The 12,294-nt window shown below is 72.3% G+C and carries 14 protein-coding genes; 4 read left to right on the plus strand and 10 right to left on the minus strand.

Features of this window, described 5'->3' with window-relative positions; all coding sequences use genetic code 11:
* Genes ACN263_RS22635 through lysW form a run of 5 tightly spaced genes read right to left on the minus strand, consistent with a single transcriptional unit; the run spans position 1 to position 4,083 of the window.
* A complete protein-coding gene (locus ACN263_RS22635) occupies positions 1-1,167 on the minus strand; it encodes a M20/M25/M40 family metallo-hydrolase (RefSeq protein ID WP_422736355.1) in 1,167 nt (388 codons plus the stop codon).
* On the minus strand, positions 1,160-2,008 hold the full coding sequence (locus ACN263_RS22640; protein ID WP_422736356.1) for a [LysW]-aminoadipate kinase: 849 nt from the start codon (positions 2,006-2,008) through the stop codon (positions 1,160-1,162). The genes ACN263_RS22635 and ACN263_RS22640 overlap by 8 nt, the downstream gene beginning before the upstream one ends.
* The gene (gene argC / locus ACN263_RS22645) at positions 2,005-3,051 is read right to left on the minus strand and encodes an N-acetyl-gamma-glutamyl-phosphate reductase (RefSeq protein WP_422736357.1); all 1,047 of its coding nucleotides are present in this window, start codon (positions 3,049-3,051) and stop codon (positions 2,005-2,007) included. The genes ACN263_RS22640 and argC overlap by 4 nt, the downstream gene beginning before the upstream one ends.
* Positions 3,048-3,905: a RimK family alpha-L-glutamate ligase gene (locus tag ACN263_RS22650; RefSeq protein ID WP_422736358.1), complete on the minus strand. Its 858-nt coding sequence runs from the start codon at positions 3,903-3,905 to the stop codon at positions 3,048-3,050. Before ACN263_RS22650 ends, argC begins: the two co-directional genes overlap by 4 nt.
* Positions 3,898-4,083, minus strand: a complete 186-nt coding sequence (gene lysW, locus ACN263_RS22655) for a lysine biosynthesis protein LysW (RefSeq protein ID WP_422736359.1) — start codon at positions 4,081-4,083, stop codon at positions 3,898-3,900. The genes ACN263_RS22650 and lysW overlap by 8 nt, the downstream gene beginning before the upstream one ends.
* 213 nt (positions 4,084-4,296) lie before the next feature.
* Between lysW and ACN263_RS22660 the strand changes: the two genes are divergently transcribed.
* On the plus strand, positions 4,297-4,962 hold the full coding sequence (locus ACN263_RS22660; protein ID WP_422736360.1) for a response regulator transcription factor: 666 nt from the start codon (positions 4,297-4,299) through the stop codon (positions 4,960-4,962).
* A gap of 16 nt (positions 4,963-4,978) precedes the next feature.
* Here the strand turns inward: ACN263_RS22660 and ACN263_RS22665 are convergent, their stop codons facing one another.
* Positions 4,979-5,542 carry a Uma2 family endonuclease gene (locus ACN263_RS22665; protein WP_422736361.1) on the minus strand — a complete coding sequence of 188 codons (564 nt, stop codon included), beginning with the start codon at positions 5,540-5,542 and terminating at the stop codon, positions 4,979-4,981.
* An 85-nt stretch (positions 5,543-5,627) separates the two neighbouring features.
* On the opposite strand from ACN263_RS22665, the gene ACN263_RS22670 reads away from it, so the two are divergent.
* Positions 5,628-6,296 carry a hypothetical protein gene (locus tag ACN263_RS22670; protein ID WP_422736362.1) on the plus strand — a complete coding sequence of 223 codons (669 nt, stop codon included), beginning with the start codon at positions 5,628-5,630 and terminating at the stop codon, positions 6,294-6,296.
* 10 nt (positions 6,297-6,306) lie between these two features.
* On the opposite strand, the gene ACN263_RS22675 is transcribed toward ACN263_RS22670, so the two are convergent.
* On the minus strand, positions 6,307-6,855 hold the full coding sequence (locus tag ACN263_RS22675) for a DUF6461 domain-containing protein (RefSeq protein ID WP_422736363.1): 549 nt from the start codon (positions 6,853-6,855) through the stop codon (positions 6,307-6,309).
* Positions 6,856-6,932: 77 nt separating this feature from the next.
* On the opposite strand from ACN263_RS22675, the gene ACN263_RS22680 reads away from it, so the two are divergent.
* Positions 6,933-7,880 (plus strand): RNA polymerase sigma-70 factor, encoded by a 948-nt coding sequence (locus ACN263_RS22680; RefSeq protein ID WP_422736364.1) that lies wholly within the window; start codon positions 6,933-6,935, stop codon positions 7,878-7,880.
* 82 nt (positions 7,881-7,962) lie between these two features.
* On the plus strand, positions 7,963-9,150 hold the full coding sequence (locus ACN263_RS22685) for an NAD(P)/FAD-dependent oxidoreductase (protein ID WP_422736365.1): 1,188 nt from the start codon (positions 7,963-7,965) through the stop codon (positions 9,148-9,150).
* A 163-nt stretch (positions 9,151-9,313) separates the two neighbouring features.
* Here the strand turns inward: ACN263_RS22685 and ACN263_RS22690 are convergent, their stop codons facing one another.
* The 3 genes from ACN263_RS22690 to ACN263_RS22700 all read right to left on the minus strand — a co-directional run bounded on the left by ACN263_RS22690 (position 9,314) and on the right by ACN263_RS22700 (position 12,285).
* Positions 9,314-10,504: a serine hydrolase domain-containing protein gene (locus ACN263_RS22690; RefSeq protein WP_422736366.1), complete on the minus strand. Its 1,191-nt coding sequence runs from the start codon at positions 10,502-10,504 to the stop codon at positions 9,314-9,316.
* A gap of 189 nt (positions 10,505-10,693) precedes the next feature.
* Positions 10,694-11,575: a hypothetical protein gene (locus ACN263_RS22695; RefSeq protein WP_422736367.1), complete on the minus strand. Its 882-nt coding sequence runs from the start codon at positions 11,573-11,575 to the stop codon at positions 10,694-10,696.
* Complete coding sequence (locus ACN263_RS22700) at positions 11,563-12,285, minus strand: hypothetical protein (protein ID WP_422736368.1); 723 nt, start codon at positions 12,283-12,285, stop codon at positions 11,563-11,565. The genes ACN263_RS22695 and ACN263_RS22700 overlap by 13 nt, the downstream gene beginning before the upstream one ends.
* Positions 12,286-12,294: the final 9 nt, after the last annotated feature.

A 12,294-nucleotide genomic window follows, 5' to 3' on the forward strand; every position in this document is an offset into this window, starting at 1 on the left:
TCAGGCCCCGCTCGGGGCGAGACGGAACCCGTTGACCCGGTTGGCCGCCGGCGGTGACGCGGGGACGTCCAACTCGCGCAGCGCGTGCCGCAGCACGGCGATGCCGCGCAGGTAGTCGGCCAGCACGATGTGCTCGTCGTCGGAGTGGTCCAGGCTGCTGTCCCCGGGGCCGTAGGTGGCCATCGGAACGTCCCACTGCTCGGCGAGCACGTTCATGTCCGACGTGCCGGTCTTCACCTTCAGGGCGGGCCGGGCCCGTTGGGCGCGGATGCCGGCCGAGAGCGCGCGCACCACCGGGTTGCGGTGGTCGGCCCGGCAGGCGGCGACGCGGTTGACCACGGTCAGCTCCCCGTCCGGCGTACGCCGCGTCAACTCGCGCAGCAGTCCGTCCACGTCGTACCCCGGTGGGGTGCGGACGCTCAGCTCCGCCTCCGCCTCGATCTGGTCGGCGCGCAGCGAGATGAGGGTCGCGCCGGGCCGGTCGAACGAGCCGTTGCCGCTGTCCGGGCCGAGCAGCTCCAGCAGCGTCGTCCAGCAGCGCACCGCCAACTCGGACGCCTTGGCAACGGGGTTGCTGGGATGGGTGGCCGGCACCGACACCCGGTAGCGCAGGTCGAGTTTGCCCTTGTAGCCGAGCGTGATCGTCGACCAGCCGCTCGGTTCGCCCACCACCACCGCGTCCGGCCGGGGTAGCCGACGTCGGATCTCCCGCGACCCGCGCGACGCGATCTCCTCCTCGACCGCGCCCACCACGACGATCCGTCCGCCGAAGTCCGCCGACGCGGCGGCGCACACCATCGCCGCCAGCGGTCCCTTGGCGTCCACCGCACCCCGGCCGTAGAGCCGGCCGTCCTCCGCCCGGACCACCGGCCCGCCCGGCACCGTGTCCAGGTGGCCGATCAGCAGCACCACCGGCCCGTCGCCCCGCCCGATCTCACCGACCACGTTGCCGACCTGGTCGACGTACGCCGCGAAGCCGAGCTGCCCCATGGCGTCCACCAGGGATCGGGCCAACGCCGCCTCGTGGTACGACGGCGAGGGCGTCTCGACCATGCAGCGCAGCAGCCCGGCCGCGAAGGTGTCGGTGACGCCGCCCGGCCGCGCCTGCGGCGGATCGGGCGCGGGCCGCGCACCTGACGGATCGGGTTCCGTGGCGTCCTCAGGCATCTGCGCTCCTCGTGGTGATCTCGGTGGCGGCACCGGCGAGCGCCGCCCGGACGGGGCCCTCCCGCCGGCCGTCGGCGATCAGCACCCGGCCCACCCCACCGAGTGCCGCCTCGCGGGCGGCGACGAGCTTCATCGCCATCCCCCGGCCCACGCCGGGTGGCAGTCCTGTCGCCGGTACGGCGTACCGGCCCAACACCGACCGTTCGTCTCCCGGGTCGGCGAGCACCCCCGGCGCTCCGGTGAGCAGGACCAGCGTGCGGGCGTCCAGCGCGGCGGCGAGGGCGGCGGCGGCGCGGTCGGCGTCCACGTTGACCGGCCCGCCGTCCTCCCCGAGCGCCGGTGGCGACACCACCGGCACCGCGCCGGCCGCGAGCAGCGTCCGGAGCAGGTCGACGCGTACGCCGATCAGTCGGCCGCCGTGGTTGTCGCGCAGCACCATCCGGCGGCCGTCGACGACCGCCCGGTGTGCGGCGGTACGACGGGCCCGCAGCAGCCCGGCGTCCAGCCCGGTCAGACCGACCGCGTCGACGCCGGCGCGGGCGAGCGCGGCGACCAAACGGGGCTTGACCGCACCGGCGAGCGCGAGCACGACGACCTCCAGGGTGGCCGGGTCGGTGTAGCGGGTGTCCATCCCGTCGTCGGTGACCATCCGCCGCTGCGGTACGCCCAGCCGGTCGCCGAGCGTGGCGATGTCGGCGGAGCCACCGTGCACCAGCAGCACCCGTTGCCCGGCGCGGACCAGTTCGGCGACGTCGGCGCAGACCGCGTCCGCGTCCACCCCGGCGGTGCCGCCGCACTTGACCACGGTCAGCTCGCCCGGCGGGGCGCTCGGGGCGCTCACGCCGGATGCAGGCCGGGGAACTCCAGCCCCAGCCGCTCGGGCCAGCCGTAGCGGACGTTGAGGCACTGCATCGCGTTGCCGGCGCCCCCCTTGACGAGGTTGTCCAGCGCCGCGACGAGCAGCGCCGAACCGCCGTCGGGGTCGACGGCGAACCCCACGTCGCAGAAGTTGGAGCCGGCCAGGATCTTCGGCTCCGGCAGCCGGTACGTGCCGCGCCGCCCGGCGACCACCCGCATGAACGGCTCGTCCCGGTAGTAGCGGCGGTACACGGACCGGGTGGCCACCTCGTCGACGCCGTCGGCCAGCGGTACCCGGCACAGCACCTGCACACCCCGGACCGCCTCCACCCCGGTCGCGGTCATCCGCGCCGGTACGCCCACCGCCTGGGCGATCTCCGCCTGGTGCCGGTGGCCGGTCGGGGCGAAGACGCGCATCGCGCCGCTGCGTTCGGCGTGCACGTTCGCCGCCGACGGGGCGCTGCCGGAACCGCTGGAACCGGTCCGCCCGTCGACGGTCACCTCCCCCGCGCCCAGCAGGCCGGCGTCGGCGAGCGGGTGCAGGGCGAGGATCGCGGCGGTCGCCATACAGCCCGGCACGCTGATCCGGTCGGCGTCGCGGAGCTGCTTGCGGTGCAGTTCGGGCAGCCCGGTGACGAACTCGGGGAGAAGGTCGGGCGCGGCGTGTGGACCGCCGTAGTACCTGGCGAAGACGTCGGGATCGCGCAGCCGGAAGTCCGCCGACAGGTCGACCACCGTGTCGGCCAGGTCGAGCAGGCCACGCATCGCACCCATCGCCAGCCCGTGCTCGGTCGCCAGCAGCAGCACGTCGTGCCGGCCCAGGTCCTCCGGCGCGCTGAAGGTCAGCTCGGTGAGGCCGCGCAGGTTGGGATGGGTGCTGCTGACCCGCCGGCCGGCGAGCCGGCGGGACGTGACGGTGACCAGCTCCACCCTCGGATGCCCGAGCAGCAGGCGGACCAGCTCGCCACCGATGTAACCGGCGCCGCCGACGACCGCCGCCCGGACCGGGCCGGCCCCGGCGGTCACGCGAGCCTCGCCAGGACGTGGTCGACGATCCGACCGGCGACGTCGACGCCGCTGGCGTGCGCCTGCTCGAAGCCGGCGAACTCCACCCCAGAGTTGACCTCCAGGACGTACAGCCGACCCTCCTCGTCCTCGACCAGGTCGACGCCCGCGAGGTCCGCGCCGACCGCGGCGGCGGCCGTGGTGGCCAACTCGACGATCCGATCGGTGAGCCCGCACCGCTCGGTCCGGGCGCCCCGGGCCACATTGGTACGCCAGTCCGCGCTGTGCCGGTACACCGCGCCGAGCACCTCCCCACCGACCACCACGACCCGGATGTCCCGATCCGGTTTGCGGACGTACTCCTGCACGTAGACGATGTGCGCCTGTGGGCCGGGCAGCGCGGCGACGTACTCCAGCACCGTGCGGGCGAGGTCCGGGTCCGGCACCGTCGTGACCAGCCGGCCCCACGATCCGACCAGTGGTTTGACGACGGCCGGGTAGCCGATCGCGGCCAGCGCGGAGAGCGCGGCGTCCGGTGTGGCGGCGAGGGCGGTACGCGGGGTGGGCAGGCCCGCCGCGCGCAGCGCCAGGGACGTGTGCCACTTGTCGGCGCAGGTCTCGATGGCCGCGGCGGAGTTGACGCCGATCACGCCCAGTCGTTCCAGGGCGCGGGCGGCGTAGCCGGCGCGGATCTGGCCGATCTCCCGGTTGAGCACCAGCCGCCACTCGGGCGCCACACCGTCCAGCGGCCACCAGGCCGTCCGGGTGTCGAGGTGGGCCACCGCGACGCTGCGGCGTTCCAGCGCCTCCAGGATCCGCTTGTCGTCCACCCGCAATCGGGACGTGAGCACCGCCACCGAGGCCGGTTCACTCACCCCAGTCCTCTTCGACCTCGGGGGCCGGCGCGAGCGTCACCGGCTGCACCGTGACGACCTCCAGCTCGACCTGGCACTCCGCACACTCGACAAGCTCGCTGAGCCGGGGTGGCTGGGCGAACGACACGTCGGCGGCGCACTCGGGGCAGCGGGCGCTGGTCTGTTCCTGGACTGTCACGGGAGGCTTCCGTTCCTTCGTGGGGGCCGGGGACCGCTCCGACCATAGGAATCCCACCCCTGGTCCCGCGTCCGCGCGCCGTCGACACCCCGGTCAACGCCACGATGACCCGCAGGCGGCGGCGTAACACGGCTGTCGCAGCCGCGTTCGACCGAGTAACATCGCGATCATCGATGTGTTGAATTCACCGGCGGCAGTACGTAAGGCGGGGGAATGTCAATCCGGGTTCTTGTCTGCGACGAATTGCCAATTGTCAGAGATGGCCTCCGTACGCTGCTGGGCAGCGAGCCCGACGTTTCCGTGGTCGACACCACGGATAGCGGCAACCACGCGATAATGTTGGCTCGAACGCACCGGGTCGACGTCATCGTGACCGGCCTGAAATTGCGCGGCATATCTGCCGTCAATCTCATTCACAAAATCAACGCCGAGAAATTGACTCCGCGACCCCGTTTCGTGGTGTTCACCACCGACGACAGCGACGACCTGGTCAGCAGCGTCTTCCAGGCGGGTGTCAACGGGATCCTCATGCCGGACGCGACCTGGGAGGAGGTAGCCGCCGCGGTGCGCGCGGCCGCCGCCGGGCAGACCACCCTCGCTCCCCCGATCGCCGACCGCCTGGTCGACTGGTTCCGGCGTCGACAGCCGTACCCGGAAGAGGTCTTCCAACCGGCGGTGTCCACCCTGACTCCTCGGGAGCGGCAGGTGCTGCTGTTGATGGCGGACGGGAAATCGACCGAGGAGGTGGCGACCGAGTTGTCCATCGGCCTGACCACCGTGCGCACCCACGTCTACCGTCTGCGGTGCAAACTCAACGTCAAGGACCGGGCCCAGTTGGTGTCCTTCGCCTACCGGGCCGGCCTGATGCAGCCCGCCTGAGTGGCTGCGGCGAGCGTCAGACGGTTCCGTCGAGGTGGTCGGCGGGTGCCGACTGGAGCAGCCACGCCAACGGCATCTTGGCGTGCTCCTCGTACGACCCGTCGGCGCCCAGCCGGTGCAGAGTCACTGTCTGCGCGCCATCACGGTCGACCACCCAGTACCGCGGGATGCCCGCCGACGCGTACTCGCGGACCTTGGTCACCGAGTCCATCGCCTCGGAGCCCGGTGACACGATCTCCACCACAAGCGCGATCTCGGTCACCGACGCCCAGACGCTGCGGCCCGGCGGCTTGCGCCACACGCTGAGATCGGGAATCCGGCCACCGTCACCGTCTGGTCCGGAGATGCGGACACCGACGGCCTGCAACACCTGCTCGGCGGGCCAACCAGCCATGATCAGCCAAGCGAAGAGCCGACTGGCGATCGTGGCGTGTTCCGAATCGGGCGGCGGCATGACCGACAGGACCCCCTCGGGGCTGGTCTCGTAGCGGTGGCCGTTCGGGTCGGCGGAGTTCATCGCCGCGACGTCGTCAAGCGTCACGACGGCGGGCATGTGCATGCCAACGGCCTCGGCGCTCATGGCCCACATCCTAACGGCCGGTAGTGGGATCGGCGGTCAGCTCACGCCCGGGCTGCCCGTTGCGCCCGGGTGGCACACTGCCGCCGTGACGACGACCCGGACGACCACCGAGCCGAAGGTGCACGCGTGGCAGCGAGCGCTGGTGGCGGCCGGACTGGTGACCGCCCTGGCTCTGCTCGCCTGGTCGTACCTGACCCGGGGCGACACCATCGTCTTCCGGTTCCTGTGGTTCCCGGTCGCGCTGACCGCGGTGCCGCTGCTGCTCTCGCGGCGGCGGCAGTTCACGTACGCCTGTGTGGCGGTGGGGATCCTGCTGCTCGTCCTGGCCTGCGGGCCCGTCCCGGCCGCGATCCTGCCGGCGGTCCTGGTGCTGCTGGCGATCACCGCGGACCCTCGGTCGTCGCCGTGGCGGGCCCGACTGTCGGCGCTGCTCGGCGCGGCGCTGTTCGCCGCTCCGGTCGTGGCGACGGCCGGAGAGGTGCGCGACTCGCTGACGTCCCCGGCGGTGGGCTTCGTCGTGCACCGCAGCGCGGGTTCCGGGTTCACCGACCTCGTCGAGCGGGGAGACCTGAGCGTGCGCGGCGTGGAGACCCGGCACGCCGACGGCGGCGAGGGTCCGATCAGCTTCGTCGAGTTCGAGCCCGGTCTGTCGACCGACGGGCAGGAGCAGCTCCGTCGTCGACTGACGCAGGGGCCCGGGGTGACGAGGGTCTGCTCGTGGTATCGGAACAACCACCTGCGTTCCGCCTGCTGACCGCGCCGGATCAGCCGCGCGCCGGCTCGTCGCGCATGCTCAGGGCCGTGGCGAGCCGACCTTCCAGGGTCGCGCGTTCCAGGTCGACGCCGGCCTCGTCGGCGACCACGGCGAGCGCCGCGACCACCCGGGAGTGCCCCGCCAGGAGCAGGGCGACCCGGGGCCGCAACGGTCCGTCGGCGTAGACCGCCCCGCCCGGCTCGAACAGCTCGGCCGTCCGCCCGTCGACCACGTCACGGACGATGACCATCCCGTCGCCACTCTTGGTGACCTGGAGCAGACGGGTGCCCTGCGACAGTCGGGCGATCGCCAAGGTCCGGTTCGCGATCGGCGCGCGGTCCTCGAAGCAGTAGACCCCGCCGTCGTACGCGCCGAGGCGCAGCAACGCCCCCGGCGCGCTGATCGGGTGGGCCTCTTCGGCCTCGGCCAGCGTCAGCTCCCGCAGCGCGTCCGCGCCGAGCTGAGCGGCGACGGTCGCCGGCGTTCGACCCCGGACGAGGGTGAGGCAGAAGCCCGGATAGCGGTCCTGCCCCGCCCACGCCCACCGCCGCACGTTCACGCCGCCACGATATCGACGGACCGGGCGGATGCCGGCCGCACGCCGAGCCGCGCGACGCGCGCGGCTACTGTCGAACCATGTCGCTGCGTCCTGACGAGGTCGAGGTGTTCGAGCGCTCCAGGCCCCGGCTGGAGGCGATCGCCTATCGGCTGCTGGGCTCGGCCAGCGACGCCGAGGACGCGGTGCAGGACACGTTCCTGCGCTGGCAGGCCGCCGACCGGGAGCGCGTCGAGACGCCCGAGGCCTGGCTGACGAGGGTGCTCACCAACCTGTGCCTCAACCAGCTCACCTCGGCACGCGCCCGGCGGGAGACGTACGTGGGCACCTGGCTGCCCGAGCCCGTCCTCGCCGGGGACCGGATGCTCGGCCCGGTCGACACCGTCGAGCAGCGCGAGTCGGTCTCGATGGCGATGCTCACCCTGATGGAGCGGCTGTCGCCCAACGAGCGCGCGGTGTACGTGCTGCGCGAGGCGTTCGGCTACCCGCACAGCGAGATCGCCGAGATCCTCGACCTCACCGAGTCGAACTGTCAGCAGATCTACCGACGCGCCAAGCAACGCGTCGCGGTCGACCGCGCGCGGGCCGCCGTGGACGACGCGGCCGCCCGGACGATCGTCACCGAGTTCCTCACGGCGGCCAACAGCGGGCAGATCGAGCGGCTGGTGGAGTTGTTGACCGGTGACGTGACGAGCGTCGGTGACGGCGGCGGCAAGATCCCGGCCCGTACGACGCCGGTCGTCGGCGCGCTGGCGGTGGCGAAGTTCCTGCGCGGCCTCTTCCGGCCCAGCGACGTCAAACGGCACCTGGTGGGCGGCAGCAGCCCCGCCGTCTACGCCGAGGTCGTCAACGGCGGTCCCGGGGTCGTGGTGGTGACCGGCGAGCAGGTCGTCGGCGTCATGGCGCTGGAGGTGACACCCGAGGGAGTCGCGGCGATCCGCGTCCAGGTCAACCCCGACAAGCTCGAACGCGTCACCCGCCAGTGGTCCGTCACCCCACACTCCGAGCCGCTCCTGCACGTCTGGTGACCCAGGTCATAGCCGCCCGCTGTCAGCAACAGCGTCGCCGCCCGGTTCAGGTAGCGACCATCGCCGAGACAGGAGCGCCGCCATGAAGCACCGCATCGTCGTCCTCGGAGCCGGCTACGCCGGAGCGACCGCCGCCGGGCGCCTCGCCCGCCGGTTGCACCCCGACGACATCGAGATCACCGTCGTCAACGCCGAGGCCGACTTCGTCGAGCGGGTACGCATGCACCAGCTCGCCGCCGGCCAGGACCTTCCACGCCGCGAGCTGAGCCGGGTGTACGCGGGCACCGGCGTGCGGGTCCGTCTCGCCCGGGTCACCGGCGTCGACGTCGACCGCCGCACCGTCGCGCTGACCGACGAGCACGGCAGCGACGAGATCCGGTACGACACGCTCGTCTACGCCCTCGGCAGCACGGCCGCCGAGCACGGCGTCCCCGGCGTCGCCGAGCACGCGTACGACATCGCGGGCCGACCGTCGGCGCTGCGGTTGCGGGACCGCCTCGCCCACCTGGCGGCCGGTCAGCGGGTGCTCGTGGTCGGCGGGGGGCTCACCGGCCTCGAGGCCGTCACCGAGATCGCCGAGTCCCGGCCCGACCTCCAGGTCGCGATCGCCGCCCGGGGCGGCCTCGGCGACTGGCTCAACGACCGGGCGCGACAGCACCTGCGGGGCGTCGCGGACCGGCTCGGGATCACCGTCCACGAGCACACCGACGTGGTCCGGGTGGAGCCGGACGGGGTGGTCACCGCCGACGGTACGACGATCCCGGCCACGGTGACCGTCTGGACGACCGGCTTCGCCGTCCATCCCATCGCCGCCGCCAGCGGTCTGACCGTCGGGGCCACCGGTCAGATCGTCGTCGACGAGACCATGCGGTCGGTCTCGCACCCCGACGTGTACGCGGTCGGCGACGCCGGACTCGCCGCCGGGCCGGGCGGCAAGCCGCTACGGATGTCCTGCGCCTCGGGGACCCCGATGGCCTGGCAGGCCGCCGACGCCATCGCCGCCCGGCTGACCGGTCGGACGAAGATGCCGAACGCTCCCCTGCGCTACTTCAACCAGTGCATCAGCCTCGGCCGGCGCGACGGGATCATCCAGTACGTGACCGCCGACGACCGGGCCAAGCCTTCCCTGCTCACCGGCAGGCTGGCGGCCCGCTACAAGGAGGTCGTCTGCAAGGGCGCGGCCTGGGGCATCTCCCACCCGATCCCGTACCCGGTGCGCCGCCACCGCGTCACCGCGACCCGCCGCGAGGCCACCGCGACGGTGTCGTGACCGTCAGGAGAACGTACGGCCTGCCCACGTACGGAAGAAGGTAGGCGCGCACATCAGCTCCGGCGACGCCAGAGCCTGCGGCTGGTACCCGCACACGGACGGACCGCGACGGCTGGCCCCAGCCGTCGCGGTCCGCGTGCGATGTCACCGAACTGGTGACGCCTCAGTGGTCGGTGGCGCAGAGCGCCGTCTCGACGCTCTCGTTCACCGCGGCGAGCATCTGCTCACCGGTCGGCAGGCCGGTCACGGCGATCACGGCCCCACGACCGTCGCGGGTCACCAGGTTGCGGGTCTCGAAGCCCTGGATGTCGCCGCCGTGCCCCCAGGCTTCACCACCGCAGGGCAGCTCGTGGCTGGCGATGCCCAGCCCGTACGCGTACTCGCCGGTCGGCTCGAAGCCGGGCGCGGGCACGGTGGTCATCATGGCCTTCTGCTGCGCGGGCTTGAGCAGCCGGCCGTCGACCAGCGCCTGGAAGAAGGTCCGCAACTCGTCCGGGGTGGAGACCAGTTGGCCGGCGGCCCAGCCCAGCGACGGGTCCATGTCGGTGACGTCCACCCACGGCGCACCCGGGGCCACTGCCACGTAACCGTGCGGGTGCGTACCCCGAAGGGATTGCTCCCCCACGCCGGGCCAGTAGGTGTCGCGCAGGCCGAGGGGCCTGATGATCCGGTTGGTGATCTCCTCGCCGATGGGACGCTCGGTGACCTGCTCGACGATGAGTCCGGCGATGACGTAGTTGGTGTTGCTGTACTCCCACTTCGCGCCGGGCGTGAAGTGCGGGGCGTTGGTCAGCGCGGCGTCCACCAGCCGCCGCGGCTGGTAGTACGAGTGGCTCTTGTCCACGAGGTCCTGCGCCTCGGTGAACAGCACGTCGTCGTAGTCCGGCAGGCCGCTCGTCTGCTGCAACAGCTGCCGTACGGTGATCGTCCTGCCGTCGTTGCCGTGGCCCCGCACGACCCCGGGCAGGTAGTGCTCGACGGTGGCGTCGAGGTCGATGCGACCCTCCCCCACCAACTGCAGGACGACCACGGCGGTGAAGGTCTTGGTGTTGCTGCCGATGCGGACCTGGCCGTCCCGAGGCACCGGGCGGCCCGTCCGAAGGTCGCCGACCCCGGCGGTGTAGTCGCGGACCCGCCCGTCGGGTCCCCGCACGGAGGCGAGGACGCCGGGGAAGCCGCTCTCGCTGACCAGGCCGTCCAGTTGCCGCTGAACGGCATCCCGTGGACCGGCCGGCCGGCCGCTGTCGGTGGCGGCGAACGCGGAGGAACCGGTCAGGACGGTGACGGCGGCCAGGGTCGCGGCGACCGCCCGCAGGGCCCGGCGGCGCGTGGACGTGACGGCGTGCGGCGGCATGACTGCTCCTCTGTTTCGGAAACGCTTCACGCCATCAAGGGTTCAAGAATTCCGATACAGGGACGATCCCCCCAGCTACCCACCTTCGGGTACAGCCTGCGCTACCCGTGCGCGCGGGGCGTTGACCTGGTGAACGGTATACCTCAGGGGAATGTTCATACCGCTGAGGTATACCGCTCTTCGGTGCACCTAGAACCACCCGCTCCAGGGGCGGGTCGAGCACTTCCACGTCCTGCCGGCGTCGTGCGAGACGCAGACCACCAGGATCTTCCCGATGAAGGGAAGGCCGAGGGTGAAGATGTGGATGGTGGTCTTCCGGTACGGCACGCCGGACTTCTCGGCGACGTCGGCCAACGCCCAGCCGGTGTCCGGCGCCGGCACGGTCGCCACCCGGCGCAGCGAGTCGACGTCCTTGCCGTCCAGCAGCGCCCGGATTTCGTCCGCCGTGGGCTCGGCGTCACCCGTGAGCGTGTCGACGGCGTACGGACCCTCGACGGCCATCCCGTTGACCTTCTCGAAGGCCGTCTTCGTCGCGCCGACCGTCGTGTCGCCGGCGAGGTCGAGGGTGCGGATCAGCTCGCCCGTCCGACGCGACAGCAGGCACTCATACACGGACTTCCCCGAGGCCACGCACATGGTCAGGCACCACTCGCGGCCGCCGGGGACGGCGGACGCGAAGAGGACGGTACCGCCGCCGTCCCTGCCGTCGTACGCGCCGTCGGCCAGGTCGGCCATTGTCGTGCCGAGGATGTCCCGGCTGCCGGGCATCGTGCCCAGGACCGTGACACCGTCGACCTTCTCGCCCCCGACGAGCGCGGCGAACTCGTCGACCGTGACGTTCCGACCGCCGGTGTCGACGGCCAGCACGGTGTTCAGGTCACCGACGCTCCGGCCGGTGAGGTCCTCGAACTGTCGGAGCATCATTCCCGGAGCACCGGGCTGGTCGACGACCGTCGTCCGGGCCTCCCCCTCGGCGGCCCGCGACGGCGCGTACGACGCGACCAGCCCGACCACGAGGGTCAGGGCGACGATTCCGACGCGCCTGGTGATGTCCCGCGCTACCAGCGACATGTGACCACCACGCCCAGGCCGGTGGGGGAAAGCCCCCAGTCGCAGTGGCGTTCGAGCCAGTCACCGATGTCGCTGATCGTGTCCGCGACCCACGCGAACACCGACTTGATCGCACCCAAGATGCTGAAGTAGACGACGGTGCCTTCGGGCGTGCCGCCGGCCTCGTCGATGACGTCCTTCGCCGACATGGCGGCGTCCGGCTTGTCGATCGTGCCCAGCACCCGTACCCCGGTGTCGTCCTTGCCGGCCAGCAGTGCCGCGATCTCCTCGGGGGTCCGCTGCTTGCCGTCGTCGACGGCCACGATCGCGCGGTCCACCATCACCTCCGCGCTGCCGGTGACGGCCTGGGCGATGGCGGTGATCTCGCCGATCGTCAGGTCGTTGCCGAGCGCCGGACCGGTGAACCGCCGTACCGAGACGGCACCGGACGGGTCGACGACCACCTCGTCCGCCATGATCGTGTCGTCCGCGCCGTACGGCTCCCAGGCGAACGTCCACTGTCCGCCGGCGCAGCGGAACCGGCCGTACTCCCGGCCCTCCGGCTCGGTCCCGGTGCGGACGACCCCGCCGCGCTCGTCGACGTACTGGACCACGCAGTCGGCGCCCTTGGTCGGCGGCTTGTCGGTCTGCGCCAGCGCCGTGGTGGACGTGGCCAGCACCGTTGCGCCGGCCACTCCCAGCACCGCGAGGCGGCGTGCCAAGCGACTCATCGAACACTC

It is taken from the genome of Micromonospora sp. WMMD729 (assembly GCF_049315225.1).
GTDB lineage: Bacteria > Actinomycetota > Actinomycetes > Mycobacteriales > Micromonosporaceae > Micromonospora.